The sequence below is a fragment of the Kitasatospora sp. NPDC047058 genome (assembly GCF_040643935.1).
GTDB lineage: Bacteria > Actinomycetota > Actinomycetes > Streptomycetales > Streptomycetaceae > Kitasatospora.
In genome coordinates this window covers 1-25,212 of the sequence record NZ_JBEYVJ010000013.1, presented here as the reverse complement: position 1 = coordinate 25,212, position 25,212 = coordinate 1, and the positions used below count along the sequence as shown (strand labels likewise).

Here is a 25,212-nt window from a genome sequence, read left to right as displayed (position 1 = left end):
TCGCCACTGAGCTCGATCACGCCGGGCGTGGGCAAGCCCCTTGAGCCCGACGCGGGCCGCACGGCCCCGATGGAGAAGCGCTGCACAAACGGTTCGACTGGGCCGGTCGGGGTGAATCGCTGCACGGTGGAGCCGTGAGTTCGTCGAGGAGCATCGACTGCCACGCGCCGGCGGGTGGCGACCTGCCCCGCCTGCTGCAACGGGCCGCGCGGGGCGACGAGGATGCCTTCGAGGCGCTGTACCGCGTGGTCGCCGGCCCGGTGTACGGGGTCGCGCTGCGGACGCTGCACAGCCCGGTGCACGCGGAGGAGGTGGCGCAGGAGGTCCTGCTGGAGTTGTGGCGCACCGCTGCCGCCTACCGGCCGGAGCGCGGGTCGGTGATGACCTGGGCGTTGACCATCGCGCACCGTCGGGCGGTGGACCGGGTGCGGTCCGCGCGCGCGTCCGCCGAGCGGGACCGCCGGGTCGGGGCGCAGGAGACGGCGCCGAGTGAGCCGCCGGAGGACCAGGCGGTCCGTTCGCTCGACCGGCAGCGGGTCCGGTCCGCGCTCGGCCAGCTGAGTGCGGTGCAGCGCGAGGCGGTGGTGCTGGCCTACTACGGCGGTTACACGCAGCGGGAGATCGCGTACCGGATCGGGGCGCCGCTGGGCACCGTCAAGACCCGGATCCGTGACGGGCTCATCCGGCTGCGGGCGGCGATCGCGCCCGAGGGCGAGCCGGCCGGGCCGGGAGCACGGCCGGCAGGGCCGTTCTCCGTACCGGGCCGCCTGCCGGGGGCGCGGCGATGAACGCCGCGGGCCCTGCCGTCGAATCTGCGGGTCGGCTCCCGGCGATGCGCAGACGGAGCGAGTGGCCGCAGGAGCCCGGACCGGACGACCATGGACCTGAGAACGCAGCGGCATGCCCCGGCCGTCACCAGGATGCCGGAGTTCGAAGTACGGAGTTCCCTACGTCTGCCGAACTTCCCAGCAGCGGGAGGATGTCATGACCGTCGAACAGCAGAGCACCGTCCGTGGGCGCCCCGTGCCCGTGAGCCTTCCCACCGAGACGCCCGAATGCGAGGCGTCGACATGCTCGGGCATCTCGACTCCGGAGCCGGTCGAGCTGCACAACGCCTGGCCCTCCTGGATTCCCCTGCTGGTGATCGCCGTCCTCGTGGTGTGCTGCGTGGGCTTCGCCGTGGGGAGGATCGCGGGATGGTGACGGTCGCGGGACGGTGACCTCGCCCGCCGCCCACGGTGCCCGGGCACACGCCGGTGGCCCCGCCGCCGCTTCGGAGCTCCTGGAGGGTGTGGGTCTGCCGGCCGGGGGCGTGGTCCCACCATGTGGGCTCATCGGCGCGGGGGACGGGGCAGGAAGCCGCTGGTGCGGGCGACGTAGGCGTCCCAGCCGGGCTTGCCGGAGCCGAGATGGCGTTCCAGCAGGGGCTTGCCGCTGCCGAAGGCGAGCAGGTAGGTCATCAGGACGGGACTGAGGACGAACGCCCAGCCGACCGGCTCGACGGCGGCGAGCAGGAACAGGGCCCACCAGACGCAGGCGTCGCCGAAGTAGTTGGGGTGCCGCGTCCACGCCCACAGGCCGCGCTCCATGACCTTGCCGCGGTTCGCGGGGTCGGCCCTGAACCGGGACAGCTGCCAGTCCCCGACCGCCTCGAAGAACATCCCCACCGCCCACAGGGCGAGCGCGGCGACGGCGAGCGGGCCCAGCGGGTCGGTGAGGTACTGGGCGGCCTGCACGGGAAGGGACACGAACCAGACGATCGCCGCTTGCAGCAGGTAGACCATGCGCAGGGCGTAGGCGCTGCGGCGCCCGCCGGGGGCCTTGGCGAGCATCCGGTCGTAGCGGGGGTCCTCGCCGTGGCCGCGCGAACGCGACCGGATGTGGCCGGACAACCGCAGCCCCCACACCGTCACCAGGGCGGTGGCCAGCAGGCGGCGTCCGGGGTCGCCGTGGCCTGCGGAGAGGGCGTAGCCGGTCCAGGCGACGGCGGTGAACGCCAGGCCCCAGGCGACGTCGACGCCCCGGTGGCGTCCGGTGCGCACCCCGACGGCGAAGGCGAGGAGCATCACGACGAGGGCGGCGCCGGCGGTGGCGGCGAGGTTGACCGCGAAGGCGGCGGGGTTCACGAGGGCTGCCCCGGTCCTCGGGCGGGCTCCGGGCGGGTTCGGGCGGGCTCCGGGCGGGTGAGGGCGGGCTCCGGGCGGGTGAGGAGGATCTGCTGGACGTCGAGGTAGCCGGCGGCGAACCCGGCCTCGGAGTAGGCGAGGTACAGCTCCCACATGCGCCGGAAGACCGGGTCGAAGCCGAGGGCACCGACCTGTCCGGCGCGGGCGGTGAAGCGTTCGCGCCACAGCCGCAGGGTCTGCGCGTAGTGCGGACCGAAGGAGTCGCAGGCCGCGACGCGCAGGCTCGTGTGGCGGGCGGTGCTCTGGCGGATCGCATCGAGGGAGGGGATCTGGCCGCCGGGGAAGATGTACTTGAGGATCCAGGTGTGGGTGCCGCTGCTGGCGAGCATCCGCTCGTGCGGCATGGTGATCGCCTGCAGCGCCGCTCGCCCGCCCGGGGCCAGGACGCGGTCGATGGTGGCGAAGTAGGCGGGCCAGAACGGCCGGCCGACCGCCTCGATCATCTCCACGCTCACCACCGCGTCGAACTCGCCCTCGGCGGCGCGGTAGTCGCACAGCCGCACCTCGACCCGGTCCGCGAGGCCGGCGGCGGCGATCCGGCGCCGGGCGAGGTCCTGCTGCTCCTCCGAGAGGGTGAGGCTGACGACCGTGGCCCCGCGGGCGGCGGCGCGCAGGGCGAGTTCGCCCCAGCCGGTGCCGATCTCCAGCACCCTGCTGCCGGTACGGACGCGAGCCAGGTCGAGGAGACGGTCGATCTTGCGGTGCTGGGCCTCGGCCAGGCCCTCCCACGAGGCGAGCGGCGTGCCGTCCTGCGCGGTGGGGAAGACGGCGGAGGAGTAGGACAGGGTGGGGTCGAGGAAGAGCGCGAACAGGTCGTTGGACAGGTCGTAGTGCCGGTGGATGTTGGTGCGGGCGTTGTCCGGGGTGCTCAGCTCGGCGGCGGGCCGGCGCGAGACATACAGGCGGCGCAGCCACTGCGCGCCGGCGGGCACCAGCGTCTCCGGGGCGGTGGCGAGTTCGGTGAGCAGCGCGACCAGGTCGGGGGAGTCCCAGTCGCCGGCCTGGTAGGACTCGCCGAAGCCGATCAGGCCGCTCTTCCCGATGCGGTGGAAGAACGCGTCGGGCCGGTGCAGGCGCAGGGTGGGGGCCGCGGCGGGGGCGGGGACCAGCAGGCGCCCGCCGGGGAGTTCGACGCGCAGGCCGCGGCGGCGGGCGATGCGGGCGAGCAGCCGCCGCGCCACCGCGGCGCGGGCCGGGACGTGCGGGGTCCGGGCCACGTCCGGCCAGTGGTGCGCATCGACCGGGGCCGGTGCGGCGGGTGTCAGGGGTTCGGCGGACAGGGTCATGGGGCGGAGACCTTCTGCTGGGAGGCGTGGGCGGGCCGGGGGTGAACGGGCAGGCCGCGAAGCCACAGCCGGATGCCCTGGAGGCGGATGTGGGCGCTGACCGCCCAGGTGGAAAGGGGGTGCCGGGCCGCGGCGAGCAGGAGGCGGGCGGCTGTGGCGGGGCGGCGGGTGCCGTGCACGGTGGCGGTGAACGGGCGTGCCCCGGCGCGCTCGAGGTGGACGGTCAGGGCCAGGCGCTCGCCGGGTTCGGGCAGTGCCATGCGGTAGCGGCCGTCGACGGGGAAGAACGGCGAGACGTAGAACTCCTTCGCCGCCTCGGCCGTCCCCTGCCCGTCGGGGCGCAGCAGGTAGCGGTGGCGGCCGCCGTAGGTGTTGTGGACCTCCGCCACGGTGCACAGCGGGCGGCCCGTGGGGTCGCTGCACCAGTAGACCGTCAGCGGGTTGAAGACGTACCCGAAGGAGCGGGCGTGGGCGAGCATCAGCACGCGTCCGCCCGTCAGGTCGATGCCCTCGCCGTCCAGGTGGCGCTCGAGGTCGCGGCGCAGTGAGGGGCCCGGCCGGCGGGCGTGGCCGCGGTCCTGGAAGGTGGCCAGCGGGCGCAGCGGCCACGGCAGGGCCGGCAGGTGGTCGAGGTCGACCAGCCACAGGTAGGTGCGGTGCGTGAAGGCGTGGCGCACCGGGCTGGTGCGCACGTGGGCGATCCGGCACTCGTACAGCGCCGCGCCCCACGCGCCGGGCACCACGGGTGCCGGGCTTCCGGCCGGCGGGGCCGGCGGGGTGGTGGTCACGGTGCGCTCACCCCGAGCAGGGCGTGGGCGGCCGCGAGGCCTGAGCGGCAGCCGTCCTCGTGGAAGCCCCAGCCGTGGTAGGCGCCGGCGAACGCGGTGCGGCCGGCGGTGAGTTCGGGCAGACGGGCCTGGGCGGCGACGCTCCGGCGGGTGTAGACGGGGTGCTCGTAGACGGTGCGGGAGACGACGTGCTCGTCCGCCACGGGATGGTTCGGGTCCTCGTTCAGGGTCACCAGGTAGTCCTCGGCGGCCTGGAGGCCGAGGAGGCGGTTGAGGTGGTAGCTGACCCGCACTCCCGCGGCGCCGTCCGCGCAGTGGGCCATCCGGTAGTTCCACGACGCCCGGGCCCGTGGAGCGGCGGGCAGGTGGGAGGCGTCGCGGTGCAGCACGGTGGGGTTGCGCGAGTAGCGGAACGCCCCCAGCACCTCCCGCTCGGCCGGGGTCGGGTCGCCGAGCAGGGCGAGCGCCTGGTCGGCGTGGGTGGCGATCACCACGGCGTCGACCTCGCGGGTGTGCCCGTCCTCGGTGGTCACCGCCACGTGGTCGCCGTGGCGGCGCACCGTGCGCACCGGCGCGCCGCGGTGGACGGCGCCCAGCTGTTCGGCGATCTTCGCCACGTAGGTGTGCGAGCCGCCCGCCACGGTGCGCCACCTGGGTGACCCGGTGATCGAGAGCAGGCCGTGGTTGGCCAGGAACGTGAACAGGTACCGCGCCGGGTAGTCGCCGGCCACGTCCGGCGCGCACGACCAGACCGCGGCGACCAGCGGCGTCATGAAGTGGCTCGTGAAGTAGCGCGAGAAGCCGCCCGTCGTGAGGAACTCGCGCAGCGTCGGATCGCCCGCGCCCGGATCGGCCGCCAGCGCGCGGGCCCGGCGGTGGAAACGCGGCACCTCACCCAGCATCCGCAGGTACCGCCCGCGCCCGAGCGAACCCGGCCGGGCGATCAGCCCGGTCGCACCGCGCGCCCCCGCGTACTCCAGCCCGCAGCCGTCACAGCGCACCGACATGCTCATATCGCTCTCCCGGGTGGCCACTCCCAGCTCCCGGAACAACGCCACCAGGTGCGGGTAGGTCCGTTCGTTGTGCACCAGGAACCCGGTGTCCAGTGCCAGCGTCCGGCCGTCGGCACCGGTGGCCTGCTGGGTGTGGGCGTGGCCGCCCAGACGCCCGTCGGCCTCGAACAGCTGCACCGCGCGTCCCGCCCGGTGCAGCCGGTAGGCGGCCGTCAGACCCGCGACACCCGCCCCCACCACCGCGACCGTCCCGCCGCCGTCCTCGCCACCGGGACGCCGTGCAGCCGCGCCTGCCCGACGCACCTCCACCGGAAACACCATCGTGTCCTCCCTCCCGGGCAGTCCTTCCAGGAGCCGCCCACCGTTGTGCTCTCTGGTCCTTCGGAGCACGCAGCGGCGAGGATTGCTCCGAACCTGAGCCCGGGTCCGTGGATGGAGGCCGCCGGATGCCGGCAGGCGTTCAGCTGAAGGGCAGGAGCAACACGGGCCGTCCGCTCGGATGCCGGGAGCCGCCCGCCGGTTCCACCGTCACGCCGATCCCGGCCGCGTCCTTGATCTTCCCGTCGAGGAGCACGGTCCCCGACGAGGTCGTCAGCAGCCCGCCCGGGCGCATGGTCCCGGCGTCGTCGAACCACAGCTCATACGTCGTGCCGGATGCCAGCGGGGGCAGGCCGTCGGCCAGGAACCCGGCCTCGCCCAGGTGCTGCGACCACACCACCGTGCCGCTGCCCCCGCCGCTGCGCGCCGTCGCGGTCCGCACGTCCGGCGCGGCCAGCAGCGCGGTCAGCCGCGCCTGCTGCGTCTGGAGCTGCTGCGCCCGCACGCCGGCGTGCTCGGCACGCTGGTACTGCTGGACCGCGATCCCGCCCAGACCTGCGGCCGCCGCGACGCACGCGGCGAGCGCCAGGCGCGTCCACGTCCGCCGTCGCCCGCCGCGCCGTCCGGCGACGGCCTCGCCCGGTGTGCTCGGCGGAGGCAGCTGGCGCACCGTGGCCGTCTTCGCCAGGACCCGCGCCTTCAGCGCGGGCGGCGGCGCCACCGTCTCGGCCGCGCCCAGGCGCGCGAGCGTGTCCCTGAACTCCGCCACCTCCAGCGCACACGCCTCGCACTGCAGGAGATGCCGCTCGAACGCCTCCCGCTCGGGGTCGTCGAGCGCGTGGGCGGCATACGCCCCGGTCAGGGTGTGCAGATCCGCCGAGCTCGTCACCACGCCACCCCCAGGCAGTCGCGCAGCCGGATGAGCCCGTCGCGCATCCGTGTCTTGACGGTGCCCAGCGGCACCCCGAGCATGTCGGCGACCTCCCGGTAGGAGAAACCCCGGTAGTACGCCATGGAGACCGACTCGCGCTGAAGCTCCGTCAGCCCCTTCAGGCAGCGCCGCACCTGCTCGCGCTCCAGCCTGCCCTCCACCTGCTCGGCCACCTCGTCGAAGGGCGGCACGTGCGAGCGCGCGGCCGCCTTCTGCTCGCGCTCGCCGGCCGCCTGGGCCGAGCGCACCCGGTCCACGGCCCGGCGGTGCGCGATGGTGAGCACCCACGACATCACCTCGCCGCGTTCAGGCTGGTAGCGCGCCGCGTTGCGCCACACCTCCAGCATCACCTCCTGCGTCACCTCCTCCGACTGCGCCGGGTCGCGCAGCACTCGCCGCACCAAGCCGAACACCGGCCCGGCCGCCGCGTCGTACAGGTGCCCGAACGCCACCTGGTCACCGAAGGCCACCTGCGCGACCAGCTCCCGCAAATCGGGGCCCCGGCGCTGGGGCGCCGACAGGTGGACGACGGTGCTCACCGGCGCCCCCCGATCCCGCGCGCAGGCCGGGCCGGCGGTGCGGCAGAACGGCAGGGGCCGCCAGCGGGCCGGCAGTCAGGCATGAAGACCTCCGAAGACACGTAGGAGCGCGCCTGGGGACCAAGCCGCGCACCCTGCGTTCGGACCCGTGGGCCCGGCGGATTGCCGCCCCGCGCGACGACGCCGCGGATTTCCCGGGTGGCCGTCGGTGAGGCGGCGAGGGGTCACAGGATGGTCAGCTCGGTGAGGTCGGCGATCACCTCGGAGGCGATCACCGGGTCGAGCTCGGCGAAGGTCGGGAAGGTGCGGTTGTGGGTCCAGTAGTCTCCCGGGCTCCTGTCGAGCCACACCGTTTCCACCCGCTGCTCGGGGTACGAGTCGAACATGCCGACGGCGATGCCCTCCTCCGGGGCGATCACCACGTAGAGGTCGGGCCCGACCCGGCGGGACAGCCAGCGCTCGATGCCGTTGTCCAGGGCCTCGCCGCGCCGCCAGCCGCGCCGTTCCATGCCGACCAGCCGGGTGGTGGGCAGCACCGGACCGTTCTCGAAGCGGGTCAGGCGGTGGCCGGCCCGCTCCTCGTCGCTCAGTGCGTGCACCGGGCGGCCGAGCTGACGGAACGGCTGCAGGATCTCGTAGTCGGCGAACAGCTCCGACCAGTCGGCGAGGCCGTCGCCGAGCAGGAGCGGGTGCGCCAGCCGGACGGAGGCCGTGGCCGGCAGCGCGAACGCCTCGTCCCGGACGTCCGCCAGGGTGCGGTCCTCGGCGACGCGGAACGCCGTCACCGTGCCGTCCGTCTCGGACAGCCACACCAGGCGGCGCACCAGGTGCCACAGCAGCGGATGCCCGAGGAAGAGCTGGTCGAACTCCTGCGCCGTCCATGAGCGTTGGGTGACCATCGCCTCCTCCAGGCGGCGGATCTGGTCCCCCGCCACCGTGCGGACGTCCTTCTTGAGCGCGGCGAAGCGCTTGCGCTCGGCGGGCGCCAGCTCGGCGTCGTCCCGCGCCCCCGGGGCGGGCAGGTCCTTGCGGCGGGCGCCGGCCGCGTCCAGCACGTACGGCTTGAGCTGCTCGTCGAAGCCGACCGTGAACGTCCGGGTGCCGTAGTCGATGACGGTGGTCCCGTCGGCGTCCAGCCCGAAGTCCGGGACGAGACGGTCGGACAGCTGCTCCCCGGTCAGGCCCAGACCGGCCGCCACCTCGGAGATCTTCTCCTGGGCGCGGGTCTTGAGCGCCTTGAACCTCACCCGCTGGGCGATGCCGTGCAGGTGCAGCAGGGCCGTGTCGGTGCCGATGACGGCCAGCACCTCCAGGCCGTCCACCGCCCGGTGGTGCGCCCCTTCGCCCGGCCAGGCGCGGAGCACCGGCGTGAGCCGGCGGACCGTCCCGTCGTCACCGAAGCGGCCGAGCACGTGCAGCGCCCACCCGTCCTGGGCCGGCATGCCGGCCAGCCGCCACTGCTCGAACACCGCCCAGCAGAACTCCGTCAGCGACTGCGGCTCGCACAGCTCCTCGACCTGGTCGAGGCCGGGGTAGAACGCCCCCGGCGCGGACACCGCGAACATGGTGAGCACGTGCCGCACCGCCTCGGCGGGAAGGGCGCCCTCGCCGCCGCGCAGCAGCAGCTGCGGCAGCATCACCGGCTCCGCCCAGTCGCAGGGCGGGGGCAGCTTCGCCGGGAGCGCGGTCACCAGCGGGTCGGCCGACAGCAGTGCGCCCACGGCCTCCTCCGCCTTCGGCCCGTACTCGGCGGCCACCGCGCGCACCGCCGCCGCGCCGTGCGCCTCGGCGACCACCCGCAGGGCCTGCTCGGCGCCGAGCCGGGCCGCCCCGGCCTTCCCGAGTGCGGCGGGCACCAGCAGCCGGGCCGCGTCCACGCCGTGCCGGACGAACCAGGAACGCGCCGTGCTCCCGGCCGACTTGAGGCGCACCAGCCAGTCCACCATGGTCTCGGCCACCCGGGCGTCCAGGTACGGAAGCAGCAGGGGCGCGTGCGTGGCCGGGTTCCCCACCGCGGCGGCCCGGATCGGTTCGACGGCGTCCGTCCCGAAGCGGGCGGCGACCCGGCGCAGGGACTCCCCGGAGTGCCAGATGCGCTCGCCGACGCGCCACTGCGCGAGCAGGGGCCGGGCCAACTCCTCGTCGCCGTAAGCGAACAGCGTCAGCTCGGCGTGCTGCCCGCCGTGGAGCCGCGTGTCCAGGGGCTGCCCGTTCCTGGCCCGGATCGTGGCCGCGACCCGCTGCCAGTCCTCGTCCGACCAGTGCGTGTACCAGGACTCGGAGCTCGCCGCCCACGCCTCGCGCTCACCCGGCAGCCACCGCATCTGCGGTTCCTGCGGCGCGCTGAGTCCGGTCAGCACGCGGGGCTTGCCGGCGGAGCGCGGCCGCGCCCACGGCGGGCTGGTGAACAGCTCCGGCAGCGAGTCGGGGCCGACCTCCGGCACCCGCTCGCCGAGGTCGGTGAGCGGCTCGACCAGGGCCGCCTGCTCCGGCGTCAGCTCCGGCAGCAGTTCGAGCCCGGTCGCGCGGTGGACCGCGACGTGGCCGGTGAGGAGCTGCCGGGCGAGCTGCTGCGCGGCCGGGTCGGTGGAGGCCACCGCGGCCTCGGCGAGCAGGCGCACGGCACGCCGGGGGAAGCGGCGCAGACCGGCCAGGAGGGCGGCGCGGGTGGACTTGATGCCGTCCTGCTGGGCCAGCAGCCCCCGGAAGCCCTCGTCGGAGGGGAGCTCGGCGAGCGCGTCCAGGATCCGCTTCCTGCCGTCCTTGTGGTGGTAGCTGGTGGTCAGGTCGTGCAGCATCAACGGTGCCGCGTCGCTGCCGAGGCCCTCCGCCACGGTCGCGATGATCTCGGTGGACCACCCGGCATAGCCCAGGTTCGGCAGCCGGGGGAGTTTCTCCAGCGGTTCCGCCGAGGAGAGCGAGCACAGCAGCATCGACCACTCGACGACGGCGAGTCGGGAGCCCGACGCGACGCACTCCTCGACCCAGGCGGTCTCGGACGGCACCAGGTACGCCGCCACCACCAGGCGGGTCAGGCTGTCGCGGCAGTCCGCCAGGGCCTCGACCGCCGCGCGGTGGGTCTCCTCGTCACAGGCCGCCAGCAGCGAGCGGACCCGGTCCGCGGCGGGGCGGTACGCGCCGTGCCGCTGGTGGGCCCCGCGCCGGACACGGGGGTGGACGGACCTCTGGTGGATCCAGTCGGTCTCGACGGCCGTCGTGAACAGCTCGACGGTGGCCCTGGCCGCGAACGGCAGGCCGAACTCCGCCACCCAGGCGTCCACGGCCGCGCGGACCCCGTTGTCACCGGGATACGAGAACACGGCGGCGAGTACCGCCGCACCGAGCGGGTCCCGGCTGCCGGACTGGTGGGCGCGGGCGGCCGCGACCAGCTCCGGGTCACTGCGCTCCGAGGTGAGCGCCTGCTCCAGCCAGTCCCCCGTCTGCCGCAGCCCGTCGCAGTACGAGGCCACCGGGTCCTTCCCCGGCGCGGACGGCTTCCGGGGAATGCCGCCCCGGCGCGGGATCAGGGCCCGACGCCAGGCGTCCGGCATGACGAAGACGTCCTCGTCCTCGTTCTCGGGACCGGCGGCCTCGGCCGTGGGCGCGGACACGCCGGGCTGCGCCACGGCCACCGGATCCGCCGCCGCACCCGGCTCCGCCCCCGCACCCGGCTCCGTACTCGCCCCCGCGCAGATCTCGCGGTAGCCCTTGCGCTGCTTCTCGGCGACCACCTTGGCGAAGTGCGCCTGCGCCTCGTCCACGGTCGGGAACGCCTTGACCTGCTCCCGCCCGTCCGTACCGGACCGCCCGTACCGCACGGTCACCGCGGCACCGTCGACCGCGGCCTCCCAGAACTTGTCCGAGCCGCCCCCGACGAACTCCCAGCGCCGCACAGCCCCGCCCCTCTCCTCGAACCGATGATCAGAAGGCGAACGTTAGCGAGTCCCACCGACAAGTCCCCGGGCGACCACCTCCGCACTCACCTCCCCGCCGAAGTCACCGTGTGCCGGCGAGGCGAGCTGGGCTTCGCTCCGGCTGAGATGTCGCCGATCCGTGTGGCGCAACGCGGCGCGCGTCGGCTTGTGTGAACAGGTCACGCCGGATTGTCTGGGGCGCGTCAATCAGCATGTCCGCCGTCAGCCAGACTGTCCTCTGGCGGGATTCCAGGAGTCATCATGCGCACACGAAGCCTGTCTGTCGCGGCCGCAGCCGCCATTCTCGCCCTGGTCCAGCCGGGCATCGCCACCGCGGACGGCGACCCCAGCACCACAGTCACGTTCACCGTCACGACCGGCGCACTGTCGATGTCGGTACCGGCCAGCGCCACCCTCGGCTCGGGAGCGCCCGGCACCACGATCAGTGCACCGATCGGCGCCTGTACCGTCACCGACGACCGCGCCCTCCTCTCGGCCTCCTGGACGGTGACCGCGGCGGAGACGGACTTCACGAACGGCTCGTCGACGATCGCCGCCACCAACGCCACCTACACGGTCGGGACGGTGACGACGACCGGAACCATCACCGCCACCCCGACGAACGTGACGCTCAGCAACTCCGCGCAGACGGTGCTCACCGGGAGCGCCGGTGTCGGAGACAACACCGCGAGCTGGAACCCGACGGTCGGCGTGAACGTGCCCGCCGGCGCCGTCGGCGGAACCTACACCGGAACGCTGACCCAGTCCGTTGCCTGACGGAATGAAGGGTGTGCGCCGGTACTTGGTTCTCCTGCTGATGCTGGTCTTCGTGCAGGCCACCGGGGCGATGCCGGCGGCGGGGCAGGCACCCGGGGCACCCTCCCCCCAGGACCCGGCTGCGGGCAGGAGCATCGCCATCAAGCTTCTCGACGCTCCGGAGAACCGCCGTGCCGATCCCAGAGCGCATGCCTACATCGTCGACCATCTCGCACCCGGCTCGACCATCGAACGGCGGGTGGAGATCACCAACGAGTCGTCCACACCGATGCACGTCGACGTCTACGCCGCGGCAGCCACCATCGCGAGGGGTGAGTTCACCTTCGCGCCGGAGCGCACCCCCGACGAGCTGACCGGCTGGACGTCATTCGATGCGGCGGACCTGGAGCTGGGAGCCTCCGAAACGGCGCGGGTGCGCACCACCATCCGAGTGCCCGGGGACGCCGCCGCCGGGGAGCGGTACGGCGTCATCTGGGCGCAGACGAGCGCCCCCACCGATCGCTCGCACACGCTGACGGTGCTGGGCCGGGTAGGCGTCCGCATGTACGTCGACGTCGGTCGCGGTGACGAGCCGCCCTCGGACTTCACGATCGAACGGCTCTATCCGACCCGAGCAAGCGACGGGCGTGGAGAGGTTCACGCCCGGATCCGCAACACGGGGGGTCGCGCCCTGGACATCGGCGGGACACTGTCCCTTCTCTCCGGGCCGGCCGGACAGCACGCCGGACCGTTCCCGACCGCCAGGACGGGCGCCACACTGGCTCCGGGCGACAGCGGAGACGTGGTCGTCCCACTGGACGCAACGCTGCCGAACGGCCCGTGGGCCGGGGAGCTCACGCTCGGAAGCGGCCTGGTCCAGCACGACGCCCGCGCCACCATCACCTTCCCGTCGACTCCCGGTGGCGTCGGAGCGGACGCCGCGTCGGTCGCCCTGCAGGGGGACTTCCCCACCTCGGTGGTCGCCTGGCTTTCGGCCCTCGCCCTCGCCGCTCTCTGCCTTCTGCTCTCCAGGTTCCTCCGGCGCCGTCGATGACGACTCCGACCGTGACCCGCCCCCGCAGCCGGCTGATCTGCTCCGTGAGCGACGTATGACGGTCCTCGTCGAGCGCGTCACCGCTCCTTCTACGCCGGTGCCATCCTCGCCGGCGCGCCGACGTCGGCACACCTCTCGTCCGCCCCCGGCCGTGCGGATGCCTTAAGTAATGCCCATGTCACTATGAGTATCCACGGCTTGTTCTCGACGGTTGGAATTGACGGGAAGCGGAGATGTCGGTGTTCGGACACGGGAGAGGGCGGGCCGGAGCAAGCCGCGGCACGGGAGGTGCGGGCGGCATGGTCCGATCCTGGCTGAGGGTGCGGGCCCGGAGGGCGGGGGCGGTCACGCTGACCGGGCTGGCCGTCCTGGCGATCGTCCTGGCCACAGCCTGGACCGCGACGGTTCAACCCACCTACGTCGCCCAGGTCGGCGACGCGACGACGCCGGTGGTCGAGCCTTTCACCGCCATCGGCCTCACCGAACCCGGTGGCACCACCACTGGCCCCGGCAGCACTGCCAGAGCCAGCACTATCGGCGGTACCGGCCTCACGTTCACGGTCATCCCGGTCGGCCTGACCATCGCCAAGAGTCACACGGACCCCTTCATCAAGGGCGAGGACGGCGTCTACATCATCACTGTGGGTAACCTCGCGACGGCCAGCCCGACCAATGGCACCACGGTCACCGTCCACGACCGCCTCCCCGAAGGTCTTCGGGCCGACGGGATCAGCGGCGCGGGATGGACCTGCATTCCGGCCACCCTCACCTGTACGCGCAGCGACATCCTGCCTGCCGGTCACAGCTACCCACCCATCACCCTGAACGTCGATGTCTCCTGCCACGCCCGTGAGCGGGTCACCAACGTCGTTACCGTCACAGGCGGAGGTGACAGCACCACCCACGCCGCCACCGACCCCACCACGATCAAGCGCCACGGGCGTGACGACGACGGGCGTGACGACGACGGGCATGGCGGCGACGGGCATGACGACGACGGGCATGGCGGCCACGACGGGCATCATGACCACTGCGATGGCCACGACCACTGGTAGCACTCAACCTGCGTGGATGTAGCGGGAGGTGCGACCGCTGCGAGAACAGCCTCCTCCCGTCGGCCGAAGGCTGAAGCCTGCTGTAGAAGGCCGTCAGCGGGCCCGCTCGACGGCGGCGTAGGGTCGTGGTGTGAGCGGTAGCGACGCCGGTCCGCGGTTGCGGCTGGCCGAGCTGGTCGCCGCGCTGTCGTTGGGCGTCGACCTCGGCTTCGGCCAGCCGATGGAGCACGTGCTGCGCCAGTGCCTGATCGCCCTGCGCCTGGCCGAGCGGATCGGTCTGGACGACGAGGAGCGGGTCGCCGTCTACTACACGGCACTGTTGGTGAACGTGGGTTGCCACTCGGATGCCCACGAGCAGGCGAAGTGGTTCGGCGACGACATCGCGTTGAAGGCCGGCAAGTACCGGTACGAGCAGCGCAGCCTGGCCGGTGCCGCCGCGGCGGTGCGGCTGATCGGGTCGGGCAACCCGCCGCTGCACCGGTTCCGGGTCGGGCTGGAGTTCGCCCTGGGCGGCTTCCACGAGGTGGACCGGATGATCAGTGGCCACGCCGCCCTGGCCGCCTCGCTGGCCGGGCGGCTCGCACTGCCGGACTCCGTCCGGCGCGCGGTGGCCGCCTCCTACGAGCAGTGGGACGGACGCGGCTGGCCCGGGGAGCTCAAGGGCGAAGCCGTACCGATCGCGTCGCGCCTGGCGCAGGTGGCCGAGTTCACCGAGGTCGCGCACCGCCTGGGTGGCACCGCGGCCGCCACGGCGCTGGCCGAACGGCGCGCCGGAACCCAGTTCGATCCCCGTCTCGCGGCCGTGCTCCGCCGGGACGCCGAGACGGTGCTCGGCGAGCTGGACGCGGTGCACACCTGGGAGGCGGTGATCGCCGCCGAACCGGCGTTGGGGGTGTGGCTGGGTGGGGAGCAGTTCGACCAGGCGCTGCTGGCCGTCGCCGACTTCGTCGACCTGAAGTCGCCCTACACCCTGGGACATGCGCGGGCCGTGGCCGAGCTGGTCGACGCAGCCGCCGCCGGACTGGGCCTGGCCGAGGACCAGCGGACCCGACTCCACCGGGCCGCCCTGCTCCACGGTCTGGGACGCCTGGGTGTGTCGAACGCGATCTGGGACAAGCCCGGGCCGCTTGGCACGGGCGAACGGGAACGGGTGCGCCTGCAGCCCTACCTGACGGAGCGCATGCTCTGCCAGTCGCCGACGCTGGCACCGCTCGGGGCGATCGCCGTGCAACACCGGGAGCGGCTGGACGGCTCCGGCTATCCGCGCGGACTCACGGCGCCCGCCATCTCCCGGCAGGCTCGGATCCTCGGCACGGCGGACGCCTACCGCTCCATGATCGAGCCAAGGCCGCACCGCGACGCGCTGACCGCACCGCAGGCCGCCGCCGAGCTGCGCGCCGAGGCCGCGGCCGGCCGACTCGACGCGGAGGCCGTCACGGCGGTGCTCGCCGCGGCGGGCCATCGCGTCCCCCGCCGAACCACTGGACCCGCCGGTCTGACCGGCCGCGAGGTCGACGTGCTGCGGCTGCTGGCCCGCGGCCTGTCCAACAAGGAGATCGCGAGCCGCCTGGTCATCTCCCCGAAGACCGCCCGCAACCACGTCGAGCACATCTACGCCAAGATCGACACCACCAGCCGCGCCGGCGCCTGCCTCTTCGCCCTGGAGCACGGCCTGCTGCCGCAGGCCGAGCCGGCCACCGCGTGAGGACGCCGCGAAAGATGGGGCAACCGCCCCACGCGATACCCGCCCCCGGTCCGTAGCGTCGAAGGTGCACCGGGCGCGTGAGCCCGGTGGTGAGGAATCGAGGCAGCCATGAGCATCCACACGGCGTTCTTCGCACTGACCTACGACCGCGCCATGGCCCGGGCCGAGGAGGCGGGGCTGCGCGAGCTGCGGCGCCGGCTGGTCGCCCGAGCAACCGGGGAGGTCCTGGAGATCGGTGCCGGGACCGGCGCCAACCTTGAGCTGTACGGCCCCGACGTGCTCTCCCTGACCGCTACCGAGCCCGAAGCCGCGATGCTCCGCCGACTCGAACGGCACGTCCGGGAACGCGCACCGCAGACCACCGTGCTCCGCGCCCCGGCCGAGGACCTCCCCTTCGAGGACGACAGCTTCGACACGGTCGTCTCCACCCTGGTCCTGTGCGGCGTCGCCGACCAGCCGCGCGCCCTGCGCCAGATCGGCCGGGTACTGCGTCCTGGCGGACAGCTGCTCTTCCTCGAACACGTACGCTCCGGAGACCCGCAGCTCGCCCGTACCCAGGACCGCTTCAACTGGCTCAACCGCCTGATGGTCTGCTGCGAGTGCAACCGTCCGACCCTCGATTCGATCGAGGCTGCCGGCTTCGAGGTCGAGTCCGTCGAGCACGGCGAACTGCCCAAGGCGCCTCCGTTCGTCCGCCCACTGATCCTCGGCACCGCGCGGCGGCCGCAGAAGGTCGACGTCCCGAGCCCGCACCTGGACGGAACGACCAGGACCCGAACCCGTGAGGCGCCCTGAGGGTTGTCCGATCTCCCTCCTGCACTAAAGGAGTTGGCTGAGATCGCACCCGTATTCAGCGAGCTGGTGGGGTGAGGGCGGTGCGGTCGAACGGGCCACCATGTGAGGCGGCATACGTCACGGCGTCGTTGACGGCATCGAGGCCGAACGACCGGACCCGTTCGGGGGCGAGGTCCAGCGTGCCGGAGGCGAGGAGCCGGATGATGCCGACATTCGCCGTACGCGGGTACATCCACTGCCCGCGCACCGTGATCGAGTTGCGCATGACCCATGGGTACGGGAGTGCGAGGTCGTCGCCACCGAGCATGCCGACGCCGCCCATGAGGACGACGCGGCCGTACTCGCGTACGGTCATGGCCGCCGCGCGCGCCGCCGAGCTGGGTGCGCTCGGCGGTAGCAGGTCGATCACCATGTCGATCGGGCCGTCGGCCGCCGCGGACATCGCCGCGCGGTCCCCGGCCTCGTCCCCGGTCAGCGGGACCGGGCGCACACGCGGGCCGAACCGGTCGGCGAGGAGGTCGAGCGCGGCCCGGTTGCGGCCCGGTGCGATCACACGGCCCGCCCCCATGGCGAGCGCGACCGCGACCGCACTGCTGCCGAGGTTGCCGGTGGCCCCGCTGACGAGCAGCGTCTCACCGGCTGCCAGCCCGCCGGCCAGCAGCCCGCCGTAGGGAACGAAGCGCGGGCGCCGCCCTGTTCGAACGCCGCCCCGGCGGAGTGCGGCTCACCCCCGCGGGCCTGACCCTGTTACGCCACGCCCGCACGATCCTGGACTGCCTCACGGCCGCCGAGCGCGACCTCGACGGCACCGTCCCGCGGACCGAACCGGTGCGGCTCGGAGTGTTCCTGAGCGCGGGCGCGGCCCTCCTGCCTCCCTCGCTCGCCCGTCTCGTGGCAACCGATCCAGAGATCACGGTCACGACTACCGAGGGCACCACGCCCACCCTGATCCGGGCACTGCGCGCGGGTTCGATCGACCTCGCCGTGCTGACGTCCCGCCCGCCCCACCGGCCCTTGGACGGCGAGTCACCGCGCCTGCACGTCGAGACCGTCACGGAGACCGAACTGGTCGTGGCAGTGCCTTCGACCGGAGAGTTCGCCGGCCGCACCGCGGTGCACGTCGACGAACTGGTCGACGCCCCGTGGATCGCTGCCCCGGCGTCGAACTCCGAGCCGCTGCTCGGCGTCTGGCCCGGTCTGCCCGGACGGCCGCACATCGTCCACGGCGCGCGCGACTGGCTGACGAAGCTTCAACTGGTCGCCGAGGGCTTCGGGGTGACAACGGTGCCCTCCCGGCTCTCGCCGATGCTGCCCTGCGGGGTGAGTCTGCTGCACGTCGAAGGCGCACCTCCCGAGATCCGCCGCATAGTCGTTGCGCGGCTACCCGGCCGTCCGACCCCGGCGATCACGGCCGTCACCCGAGCAGTCGCCTCGACCGCCTGATGCGTGCCGCCAGGGTCGCCGGAGTCGTGCCGCAGCCCGCCGAGGGCGTGTCACCAACGTCCGGCAGTTTGTACCCAGCACGCAGTGCCTCGTCGGAGACCCGTGTCCGGCGAGGCACTCTCCCGTAGGCGCTATCAGAAGTCGTGGCTGTACACAGCGGTGACCGGCGCGTGGTCGGACCAGCGCTCGGGGTGGGTTTCGGCGCGCTCGACGTAGGCCTCGACGGCCTTGGCGGCGAGGCCGGGGGTGGCGACCTGGAGGTCGATGCGCCAGCCGGAGTCGTTGTCGAAGGCGCGGCCCCGGTAGGACCACCAGGAGTAGGGGCCGGTGCGGTCGGGGTGGAGGGCGCGGACGACGTCGACGTAGCCGGCCTCCTCGTAGACGCGGGTGAGCCAGGCGCGTTCCTCGGGGAGGAATCCGGCGGACTTCTGGTTGGCCTTCCAGTTCTTGAGGTCCTCCGGGCGGTGGGCGATGTTCCAGTCGCCGCAGACCACGACCTCGCGGCCGTCGGCGGCGGCCCGGGCGCGGAGGGCGCCGAGGTGGACGAGGAATTCCGCCATGAAGCGTTCCTTCTCGTCCTGGCGTTCGGTGCCGACTTCACCGGAGGGGAGGTAGAGGCTGGCCACGGTCAGTCCGGGAAGGTCGATTTCGACGTACCTGCCCGAATTGTCGAATTCCGTCGACCCGAATCCGACCACCGTGCGCTCGGGTTCCTGCCGGGACAGCACGGCGACGCCCGCCCGGCCCTTGGTGGCCGAGGGTGCCCAGACGGCGTGCCAGCCCTCCAGGTCGCGCAGCTCCACGGGCAGCTGTCCGGGCTCGGAGCGGACCTCCTGGAGGCAGATCACGTGCGCCTCGGTGGCGGCCAGCCATTCGATGAAGCCCTTCTTGGCGGCCGCCCGGATTCCGTTCACGTTGACACTCGTCACCACAATCACCCGGGCAGCCTACCGAGCGCCGTCACGGGTCGGGTTCGCGACGCGTCCGGGGGCGGGGGTGGTGTCCGAATGGCGGGACGACGGGGGTCCGAAATGGGGTCCCAGTAGCACTCGCCGAAAAAGCAACGAAGTAGGCGCTGAACTGGTCCTTTGGCGTGGAATCGGCTGGCTGGTCGGCGGCCCGACACAGGGAGCCGGGTTCACGTCCTGCTGGCCTCGTCGTGTTCGCGCAGCATTCGCATGACGGTGGCGGGTGAGGGATGCTGGCCCTTCTTCTTGCCGGTGGTGATGACGAGGCGGGCGGCGATGTCGCGCAGGCTCATCTCCTGGTCTCGCAGGTGGAGGGCCATGGACAGCATGGACTCGTCGGTGACGCCCGCGCCGCCGATGGTCTTGCCGCGTCGGCGGGCGGACTCGTGGCCTTCGAGGGTGCGGTCGCGGATGTACTCGCGCTCCATGCCGGACATGGCCGCGAGCACGGTGAACACGATCCCGGACGGGTCGTGCGAGCCCTTCAGTTCACCGGTGAGGATTCCAGGCCGACGTCGCTCGCCTTCAGCTCCTCGGCGAGCATGGCCAGTTCAATGCCTCGGCCGAGCCGTTTGTGCTTGTGAACGACGAGGGTCACGGCGACGCCGGAGGAGCGGATCTCCCCGGCGAGCTTCACGGCGGCCTTCAGCTCTGGGCGCCTGGTGGCACGGGTGGAGATCTTCTCGGAGAAGATCCGGGTGACCCCGGCTTCGGTGAGGGAGTCGAGCTGCGCGTCCAGGGACTGCCGTGTGGTCGAGGCGCGGGCATAGCCGAGGCGGACGTGCCCGACCGGTTCGGTGCCGGCGTTCACCGGCCGGGGCAGCTCGGTCCACGCCGACCCCGGCTGCCGTACGGCCGGAGTCGGCACGTTCAACACCTTGGCGAGTTGGGGCACGAGGCGGAATCGGGCGGTGTGGTACCGGATCGCTACCTTGCCCTTGCTGGTCCGGCACGGCGAGCCTGCGGGGGCTGCGCAGGTGGACATCGGGCAGTCGTGCGATTCCACGCGCTTGAAGTCGTCGCTCACACCCCGGACTGTTTCATGAGGGCGTTTCAGGCTTCCGGTCATCTGCAACAACTCATGAAACGTGATCGCCGCAGGTGGACGGCCCGCCGGGCGGCTGTTTCACAGGTGAACACTTATGAAACGGCCCGGGGCCGTCAACTGGTCAGGTGACCGCGGCTCGCGCCTGGTGTCTGCGGACGGCGTCGCGGTCGGCGCAGGGCTGGGAGCAGTAACGCTGTCGTCCGGTACGTGAGGTGTCGGCGAAGGCTGTGTCGCACTGAGTCGCCTCGCAGCCCCGGCCTGCCAGATGCAGTGCGGTACCGACCGCGAACAGCGTGAACAGTAGGGAGCCGACCCGTGGGTCGCCTACGTCACCGAAGCGGCCCCGCCAGGCAAGACCGGCTTTGCCCTGGGCCTGGCCATGTCCGTCAACCAGATCGCCATCGTCACGGTGGCGCCCGTACTCGGCCTGCTGGTCGACCTCACCAGCAGCTTCACCCCGGCTTTGGCGCTGCTGTCCCTGCTGACCGTCGTCGCTCTGGCGGTCACGGCCGAGGCGGAACTCCGCACCCGCTGACACGGTCGCCGTCGTCGCGCCTGCTCCCAAGACTCACCCTTGCGCTCAGTATCCTCGCGACATATGATCGGATCCAAGTAATCGATACCAAGTATTTCACCAAGCCGATGCACTGGAGCTCCATGCCCACCCGTGAACCCCCCGCCGTCCAGAAGCCCCCGAAACGCCCCGCCAACGCCCTCGCCCTTGCTGTACTCGGATTGCTGCTGGAGCAACCGATGCACCCCCATGCCATGGCCAGCGCGCTCCGCGAGCGCGGCATGGATCGCACGTTCAAGCTGACGACCGGATCGCTCTACGACACCGTCCGCGCGCTCACGCGGGACGGGTGGATCGAGGCGGACGGCACCGAGCAGGTCGGCAATCGCCCGGCCCGCACCGTCTACCGCCACACCCGCGCCGGGCGGGACGGCTTCACCGACTGGCTCGACGAGCTGATCCGAGAGCCCTCACCCGAGTACCCGCGGTTCCTCTCCGCCGTCGGATACCTCGGCGCGCTGGGCCGCGTCCGCGCGGCGGGGGCGTTGCGCGAGCGGGCCGCCGCGCTGCGGGAGCGGATCGCGCAGGACGCCGAGGGCTACCGCGCGGCCCGCGAGGAGCACAACGCGCCGCGCCTGTTCGTCATCGAGGCCGAGTACGCCGCCGCCATGGCACAGGCCGAGCTGGCCTGGGTGGAGCGCACCGCCGACGAGGTCGAGCGCGGGACGCTGACGTGGCCGGAAGGGGGCGGACGATGAGTGACAGCGCGTCGAAGGACGAGGTCGTCGACGTCCTGATAGCTGGAGCGGGGCCGGCCGGGCTGGCGCTCGGCGGGGAGTTGGGGCGCGCGGGGGTGCGGGCGCTGGTCCTGGAGCGGGAGCCCGAACCGCCGGGCTTCTGCCGCGGGTTCAACCTCAACGCCCGGAGCCTGGAGCTGCTCGACCGCCGGGGCCTTGCCGCCCGCTTCCTCGCCGAGGGACCGACCGTCCCGACGACGATGTTCGTCGGCCCCTCCCACCTCGACCTCGCCGCCATGCGCACGAAACACCCCTACGCCCTCGGCATCCCCCAGACCCGCGTGGAGGAACTGCTCGCCGAGTGGGCCGTGGGGTTAGGCGCGCGCCTCGTCCGCGGCCGGCGCCTCACCGGGCTGCGGCAGGACGGTGACGGCGTGACGGTCGAGACGGACGGCGTGGACGGCCCGTCAACCGTGCGCTGCCGATGGCTGGTCGGCTGTGACGGGGGCCGCAGCACGGTGCGCAAGGCGGCCGGGATCGGCTTCCCCGGGACACCCGCACGCAAGTTCACCCTGCTCGGGGACGTGGTCCTCACCGACCCGTCGGCCGTTTCATTCGGCCCCAACACCGGGCCCGGCGGCCGCTCGGTGTTCGCGATCCCGCGCCCCGGCTACGTCCGTCTCATCACCGCTGACCCGGCACCGCCCGCAGCCCCGCACGAGCCGGTGCCGCTCGACTCCTTCCAACGCGCGATCGATGCCGCGCTGGGATACCGGGCCGAGATCGCCGAGGCGCTGTGGCTGACCCGGTTCGGGGACGCGGCGCGGCTCGCCGAGCAGTTCCGGACGGGCCGGGTACTACTCGCCGGGGACGCCGCGCACATCCACCCCCCGGCCGGCGCCATCGGCGTCAACGCGGCGATCGACGACGCCGTCAACCTGGGCTGGAAGCTCGCCCTGGTGGCGCGCGGGCAGGCGCCGGACACGCTGCTCGACACCTACCACGACGAGCGCCACGCGGCCGGCCAACGCCTACTCCGCAACACCCGCGCGCAGGCGGTGCTCGCCCAGGCGAATGGGGACGACGACCGCCTGGCACCTGTCCGCGATCTGCTCGCCGAGCTGGCCGAGTCCGGGGACACGGCCGGGCCGTTGGCCGAGGCGATCACCGCTGTCGGCACCCGTTACCCCGCCTCCGGAGACCCCGGGCACCCGTGGGCGGGACGGATGGTGCCGGACATCTCGCTAGGTCAGGACGGCGAGGACAGCCTTTCGGCGCTGCTGACCCGGTCGGCCGGCGGCGCACTGCTGCTCAACGGCGCGGCGGGCTCGCACGCCCTCTCCGCAGCCGCCCGTCCTTGGGCGGACCGGGTCACCACCGCCCATACCCACCCGCACGCCCTGGAGCGCGCCCACGCGATCCTCGTCCGTCCGGACGGGCACGCAGCGTGGATCGGCGCCCCGTCGACACCTGTAGACGCCGCGGCGGAGGAGCTGCGGGAGACCCTCGCGCGCTGGTTCGGGCGCCCGGCGGCACTCGTTGACGGTACCCCGAGGACTGGCCACCGTTGAGCGGGCGAGCCCACGGTACGCGTCCCGAGGCCGGTCGCCGCTACAGCCCGGCTCCGAGCTCGTCGCTGGCCACCGTCCGCAGCGGGCGGTGGCCCTTCTCGTCGAGCTGGGCGAGTTCGCGGTCGTAGTCGACGGTGATCGAGCCGTAGTAGTTCACCGCCGAGCTGCGAGCCGGGGAGATGTGTGCCAGCACCTCGGCGTCCACCTCGCGGCCGGCGGCGCGCAGTTCGCCCACGGCCAGGCCCATGTACTCGGTGTGCCAGCAGATCACGGAGTTCGTCACGACAGTCAGGCACCACGCCTGCTCGTTCTGCTGGTCGGGCTGGCGCCGGGTGACCTTGCCCTCGCGGGCGTAGTGGAGCTGGCGGCGAAGGGAGTGGAGGGACTCGCCCGGGTTCAGCTGTCGGGCGATCTTGCGCCGGTAGCCCTCGTCCGACAGGTATTTCGCCGCGTAGATCGTGCGACGAATGGCCCCGTACTCCTTGAGTGCTGCGGCGAGCGCGTTCTGCCGGGAGGACGCGGACAGCTTGCCGACGACCAGGGAGACTGCGCCAGCAGCGTCAACAGGATCGGATGACGCCGGTTCGGCTCCCTGCGGACCAGCGCCTGCGCCGTCAGGCGGCGGCCGACCTGGGCCAGATAGCGACGGCGCTCAGCAGGCAGCGCGGACAGATCCAGGGCGTCGGCGCCGAGCCTCCGCAGGAACAGCAGCTTCTCGACCTCGTCCTTCACGCTGTTCGGTGACGCCTGCACCGGCCCGGTCACCATCCAGTGCAGCCGCGTAGAGCACAGCTTCGGCTCGACCACCAGCAGAGAGTCCAGCCCCTGGCAGGTCTCGTCGGTCAGCAGGTGGGCCACTCGCGCGTGGGTCTCCGCCTCGGCAGCCTGCCGGGCGCTGGCAACCTTCTCCAGCAGCGTGACCACACCAGGCCGGATCACCTGCGCCGAACGCAGGTACTCGCAGCCCATCCGGAACAACAGCGACGGCGAGTCGTGCTCCATCGCCCGCGCGAGCAAGAACTCCTCCAGTTCCTTGTACTCCAGCGCCTTCGCCGGCCGCCAGCCCAGATACCTCGCCACCTGCCGAGATGGTCCGTACGCGTCTGCTCCCGTGGCACCCCGTAGCTACGCAGAACCTCGACCGGCAACCCGAGCTGAGAGGCCACACGGCCCACCGCCGCCAGCGGAGCCGCAGTCACCTCATCCGGGACGAACCCCAGCCACGGCAAACGTGCACAGCTGCACAGCAGCACCCAGGACCGTCTGCGGACGCAGGAACTTCCGCAGGAACGCCTCATCGGCCGGCGCGAGGGTGAAGAAGCGGATCAGCTCATCCTTGCCGATCGCCGGGAACGACCGCAGAGCCTCCAGGTCCTCATCCGAGAACACCGTCGTGGTCATCTGCCGCCCCTCCGTCGCCACCACTCGTTCCAGCCCAACGAGGCAACCAACTCCACGGCAACGGGCCAGGTCAGGGCCCACTCGGTTGTTTTCTCGGCGAGTGCTACTGGGATCCCGAAATGTCGAGATGTCGTGAACACGGCATGAATCTGCGGGGCAACAGCGCCGAGGCCCGCCATTGGTCTTGACCATCTCCGGAGGCAGCCCCTAGGGTCACTTACTGCAAAGACCTTTAATAAAGAAGGACGGATAAAAGCCCGCTCTCCCACCTGCCGCAACAGCGGACAGCGGGCCGGCATCCGCCTCCTTCCGGCAGGGCGGACAGAACAGGGTGGAGGCCACGGTGGGAACGACAGGACAGCTCACGTCGGTGCCGGAGCCGAAGTACTGGCACTTGCGCACGGTGCTGCTCCGGGCGATCGACTCGGAGTTCTCCACCGGGCAGGTCCTGCCCAACGAGCGCGAGCTCGCCGCCCGCTTCGGCGTGGCCCGGGCCACCCTGCGCCAGGCGCTCGACCAGCTGGAGCTGGAGGGCCGGCTGGTCCGCCGCCGTGGCATCGGCACCCTGATCGCCGCCCCGCGGGTCGGCGTCCCGGTCAGCCGGCACGAGGAGGGCTGGCCCGGTACCGCGCGCAGCCAGGCCTGGCGTACGGTCGACTGCACCACCGCCCCGGCCTCCGCCCGGCTCGCCAAGGCCCTGGGCATCGCCGAGGGCGCCACCGTGCACACCGTCCGCCGGGTGCGGATGGTCCAGGGCCAGAACATGGCCACCGAGTCGCTGCACGTGCCCGCCTCCGCGCTGCCACACCTGCCGGGCTTCCGCGCCGAGAGCGACCGGGCCCGGTCGGTGCTGCGCCAGCTGGAGCGCCTGGAGGTCGACGGCGAGGCCCGCTCCGTCGAGCTCGGTGTCGCCGAGGCCGAGGAGGCCGCCCTGCTGGAGCGCCCGCCCGGCTCGCCGGTGCTGGTGATGACCACCCAGTACGCCTCCGCCGGCCGCCTGGTCGCCCTCGCCGTCTCCACCTACCGCGCCGACACCTGCAAGCTCACCTTCGGTGAGGCCGGCCTGGTCGAGGTCACCCCCGTGGGGGGGGGGGGCGGGGGGCGCCCCCCGGGGCCCCCGCGCCCCGGCCCGCGCCCCCCCCCCCCCGCCCCCCCCCGCGCCCGCCGCCCCGGGCGGGCGGGGGGCCCGC

The 25,212-nt window shown here is 72.8% G+C and carries 22 protein-coding genes and 5 pseudogenes; 12 read left to right on the top strand and 15 right to left on the bottom strand.

Features of this window, described 5'->3' with window-relative positions:
- Positions 1-134 precede the first annotated feature (134 nt).
- Positions 135-788: a sigma-70 family RNA polymerase sigma factor gene (locus tag ABZ885_RS03510; RefSeq protein WP_360182902.1), complete on the top strand. Its 654-nt coding sequence runs from the start codon at positions 135-137 to the stop codon at positions 786-788.
- Positions 789-984: 196 nt separating this feature from the next.
- Complete coding sequence (locus tag ABZ885_RS03505; RefSeq protein ID WP_360182900.1) at positions 985-1,203, top strand: DUF6480 family protein; 219 nt, start codon at positions 985-987, stop codon at positions 1,201-1,203.
- A gap of 128 nt (positions 1,204-1,331) precedes the next feature.
- On the opposite strand, the gene ABZ885_RS03500 is transcribed toward ABZ885_RS03505, so the two are convergent.
- From ABZ885_RS03500 to ABZ885_RS03470, 7 genes are all read right to left on the bottom strand, one after another.
- Positions 1,332-2,066 (bottom strand): DUF1295 domain-containing protein, encoded by a 735-nt coding sequence (locus ABZ885_RS03500; protein ID WP_360182947.1) that lies wholly within the window; start codon positions 2,064-2,066, stop codon positions 1,332-1,334.
- A gap of 56 nt (positions 2,067-2,122) precedes the next feature.
- Entirely contained in the window at positions 2,123-3,472 is a 1,350-nt protein-coding gene (locus tag ABZ885_RS03495) for a cyclopropane-fatty-acyl-phospholipid synthase family protein (RefSeq protein ID WP_360182898.1), read from the bottom strand.
- Entirely contained in the window at positions 3,469-4,212 is a 744-nt protein-coding gene (locus tag ABZ885_RS03490; protein WP_360182945.1) for a DUF1365 domain-containing protein, read from the bottom strand. The genes ABZ885_RS03495 and ABZ885_RS03490 overlap by 4 nt, the downstream gene beginning before the upstream one ends.
- Positions 4,213-4,256: 44 nt before the next feature.
- A complete protein-coding gene (locus ABZ885_RS03485) occupies positions 4,257-5,594 on the bottom strand; it encodes an FAD-dependent oxidoreductase (RefSeq protein ID WP_360182896.1) in 1,338 nt (445 codons plus the stop codon).
- 139 nt (positions 5,595-5,733) lie between these two features.
- Positions 5,734-6,480, bottom strand: a complete 747-nt coding sequence (locus ABZ885_RS03480; protein ID WP_360182894.1) for an anti-sigma factor — start codon at positions 6,478-6,480, stop codon at positions 5,734-5,736.
- Positions 6,477-7,061, bottom strand: a complete 585-nt coding sequence (locus ABZ885_RS03475; protein WP_360182892.1) for a sigma-70 family RNA polymerase sigma factor — start codon at positions 7,059-7,061, stop codon at positions 6,477-6,479. The genes ABZ885_RS03480 and ABZ885_RS03475 overlap by 4 nt, the downstream gene beginning before the upstream one ends.
- 224 nt (positions 7,062-7,285) lie before the next feature.
- Positions 7,286-10,954 carry a DUF4132 domain-containing protein gene (locus ABZ885_RS03470; protein ID WP_360182890.1) on the bottom strand — a complete coding sequence of 1,223 codons (3,669 nt, stop codon included), beginning with the start codon at positions 10,952-10,954 and terminating at the stop codon, positions 7,286-7,288.
- A 282-nt stretch (positions 10,955-11,236) separates the two neighbouring features.
- Between ABZ885_RS03470 and ABZ885_RS03465 the strand changes: the two genes are divergently transcribed.
- The 5 genes from ABZ885_RS03465 (at position 11,237) to ABZ885_RS03445 (ending at position 16,340) form a co-directional block, all read left to right on the top strand.
- On the top strand, positions 11,237-11,752 hold the full coding sequence (locus tag ABZ885_RS03465; RefSeq protein ID WP_360182888.1) for a hypothetical protein: 516 nt from the start codon (positions 11,237-11,239) through the stop codon (positions 11,750-11,752).
- 4 nt (positions 11,753-11,756) lie between these two features.
- The gene (locus ABZ885_RS03460; protein ID WP_360182886.1) at positions 11,757-12,785 is read left to right on the top strand and encodes a peptidase; all 1,029 of its coding nucleotides are present in this window, start codon (positions 11,757-11,759) and stop codon (positions 12,783-12,785) included.
- Between the two features lie 299 nt (positions 12,786-13,084).
- On the top strand, positions 13,085-13,840 hold the full coding sequence (locus tag ABZ885_RS03455; RefSeq protein WP_360182884.1) for a hypothetical protein: 756 nt from the start codon (positions 13,085-13,087) through the stop codon (positions 13,838-13,840).
- A gap of 130 nt (positions 13,841-13,970) precedes the next feature.
- Positions 13,971-15,545, top strand: a complete 1,575-nt coding sequence (locus ABZ885_RS03450; protein WP_360182882.1) for an HD domain-containing phosphohydrolase — start codon at positions 13,971-13,973, stop codon at positions 15,543-15,545.
- Positions 15,546-15,653: 108 nt separating this feature from the next.
- Positions 15,654-16,340, top strand: a complete 687-nt coding sequence (locus tag ABZ885_RS03445) for a class I SAM-dependent methyltransferase (protein WP_360182880.1) — start codon at positions 15,654-15,656, stop codon at positions 16,338-16,340.
- 55 nt (positions 16,341-16,395) lie between these two features.
- Here ABZ885_RS03445 and ABZ885_RS03440 read toward each other — a convergent pair.
- A pseudogene (locus tag ABZ885_RS03440) lies at positions 16,396-17,010 on the bottom strand (zinc-binding dehydrogenase); the annotation flags it as partial.
- A 2-nt stretch (positions 17,011-17,012) separates the two neighbouring features.
- Here ABZ885_RS03440 and ABZ885_RS03435 point away from each other — a divergent pair.
- Positions 17,013-17,783, top strand: a pseudogene (locus ABZ885_RS03435) (LysR family substrate-binding domain-containing protein); the annotation flags it as partial.
- A 134-nt stretch (positions 17,784-17,917) separates the two neighbouring features.
- Here the strand turns inward: ABZ885_RS03435 and ABZ885_RS03430 are convergent.
- The 4 genes and pseudogenes from ABZ885_RS03430 to ABZ885_RS03415 all read right to left on the bottom strand — a co-directional run.
- The gene (locus ABZ885_RS03430) at positions 17,918-18,721 is read right to left on the bottom strand and encodes an exodeoxyribonuclease III (protein ID WP_360182878.1); all 804 of its coding nucleotides are present in this window, start codon (positions 18,719-18,721) and stop codon (positions 17,918-17,920) included.
- Positions 18,722-18,921: 200 nt separating this feature from the next.
- Positions 18,922-19,200, bottom strand: a complete 279-nt coding sequence (locus ABZ885_RS03425; protein ID WP_360182876.1) for a hypothetical protein — start codon at positions 19,198-19,200, stop codon at positions 18,922-18,924.
- A gap of 35 nt (positions 19,201-19,235) precedes the next feature.
- A complete protein-coding gene (locus ABZ885_RS03420; RefSeq protein WP_360182943.1) occupies positions 19,236-19,820 on the bottom strand; it encodes a recombinase family protein in 585 nt (194 codons plus the stop codon).
- A gap of 100 nt (positions 19,821-19,920) precedes the next feature.
- Positions 19,921-20,118, bottom strand: a pseudogene (locus tag ABZ885_RS03415) (CGNR zinc finger domain-containing protein); the annotation flags it as partial.
- 60 nt (positions 20,119-20,178) lie between these two features.
- Here ABZ885_RS03415 and ABZ885_RS03410 point away from each other — a divergent pair.
- The 3 genes from ABZ885_RS03410 (at position 20,179) to ABZ885_RS03400 (ending at position 22,621) form a co-directional block, all read left to right on the top strand.
- Positions 20,179-20,334 carry a hypothetical protein gene (locus ABZ885_RS03410; protein ID WP_360182949.1) on the top strand — a complete coding sequence of 52 codons (156 nt, stop codon included), beginning with the start codon at positions 20,179-20,181 and terminating at the stop codon, positions 20,332-20,334.
- A gap of 122 nt (positions 20,335-20,456) precedes the next feature.
- Positions 20,457-21,071 carry a PadR family transcriptional regulator gene (locus ABZ885_RS03405; RefSeq protein ID WP_360182874.1) on the top strand — a complete coding sequence of 205 codons (615 nt, stop codon included), beginning with the start codon at positions 20,457-20,459 and terminating at the stop codon, positions 21,069-21,071.
- A complete protein-coding gene (locus ABZ885_RS03400; protein WP_360182872.1) occupies positions 21,068-22,621 on the top strand; it encodes an FAD-dependent monooxygenase in 1,554 nt (517 codons plus the stop codon). Before ABZ885_RS03405 ends, ABZ885_RS03400 begins: the two co-directional genes overlap by 4 nt.
- Before the next feature lie 40 nt (positions 22,622-22,661).
- Here the strand turns inward: ABZ885_RS03400 and ABZ885_RS03395 are convergent, their stop codons facing one another.
- From ABZ885_RS03395 to ABZ885_RS03385, 3 genes and pseudogenes are all read right to left on the bottom strand, one after another.
- Positions 22,662-23,147: a Tn3 family transposase gene (locus ABZ885_RS03395; RefSeq protein WP_360182941.1), complete on the bottom strand. Its 486-nt coding sequence runs from the start codon at positions 23,145-23,147 to the stop codon at positions 22,662-22,664.
- Between the two features lie 428 nt (positions 23,148-23,575).
- Positions 23,576-23,919, bottom strand: a pseudogene (locus ABZ885_RS03390) (DUF4158 domain-containing protein); the annotation flags it as partial.
- Positions 23,822-24,022, bottom strand: coding sequence for a DUF4158 domain-containing protein (locus ABZ885_RS03385; protein WP_360182870.1), 201 nt, complete (start codon positions 24,020-24,022; stop codon positions 23,822-23,824). The pseudogene ABZ885_RS03390 and the gene ABZ885_RS03385, both read right to left, overlap by 98 nt.
- A gap of 343 nt (positions 24,023-24,365) precedes the next feature.
- On the opposite strand from ABZ885_RS03385, the pseudogene ABZ885_RS03380 reads away from it, so the two are divergent.
- Positions 24,366-25,100: pseudogene (locus ABZ885_RS03380) on the top strand (GntR family transcriptional regulator); the annotation flags it as partial.
- Positions 25,101-25,212 lie beyond the last annotated feature (112 nt).

Coding starts and splice junctions, on each gene's coding strand:
- ABZ885_RS03385 (WP_360182870.1), bottom strand. CDS start 24,022: ATGACCACGACGGTGTTCTCGGATGAGGACCTGGAGGCTCTGCGGTCG.
- ABZ885_RS03400 (WP_360182872.1), top strand. CDS start 21,068: ATGAGTGACAGCGCGTCGAAGGACGAGGTCGTCGACGTCCTGATAGCT.
- ABZ885_RS03455 (WP_360182884.1), top strand. CDS start 13,085: ATGGTCCGATCCTGGCTGAGGGTGCGGGCCCGGAGGGCGGGGGCGGTC.
- ABZ885_RS03500 (WP_360182947.1), bottom strand. CDS start 2,066: ATGCTCCTCGCCTTCGCCGTCGGGGTGCGCACCGGACGCCACCGGGGC.
- ABZ885_RS03505 (WP_360182900.1), top strand. CDS start 985: ATGACCGTCGAACAGCAGAGCACCGTCCGTGGGCGCCCCGTGCCCGTG.
- ABZ885_RS03445 (WP_360182880.1), top strand. CDS start 15,654: ATGAGCATCCACACGGCGTTCTTCGCACTGACCTACGACCGCGCCATG.
- ABZ885_RS03485 (WP_360182896.1), bottom strand. CDS start 5,594: ATGGTGTTTCCGGTGGAGGTGCGTCGGGCAGGCGCGGCTGCACGGCGT.
- ABZ885_RS03420 (WP_360182943.1), bottom strand. CDS start 19,820: ATGACCGGAAGCCTGAAACGCCCTCATGAAACAGTCCGGGGTGTGAGC.
- ABZ885_RS03460 (WP_360182886.1), top strand. CDS start 11,757: ATGAAGGGTGTGCGCCGGTACTTGGTTCTCCTGCTGATGCTGGTCTTC.
- ABZ885_RS03410 (WP_360182949.1), top strand. CDS start 20,179: ATGTCCGTCAACCAGATCGCCATCGTCACGGTGGCGCCCGTACTCGGC.
- ABZ885_RS03465 (WP_360182888.1), top strand. CDS start 11,237: ATGCGCACACGAAGCCTGTCTGTCGCGGCCGCAGCCGCCATTCTCGCC.
- ABZ885_RS03495 (WP_360182898.1), bottom strand. CDS start 3,472: ATGACCCTGTCCGCCGAACCCCTGACACCCGCCGCACCGGCCCCGGTC.
- ABZ885_RS03405 (WP_360182874.1), top strand. CDS start 20,457: ATGCCCACCCGTGAACCCCCCGCCGTCCAGAAGCCCCCGAAACGCCCC.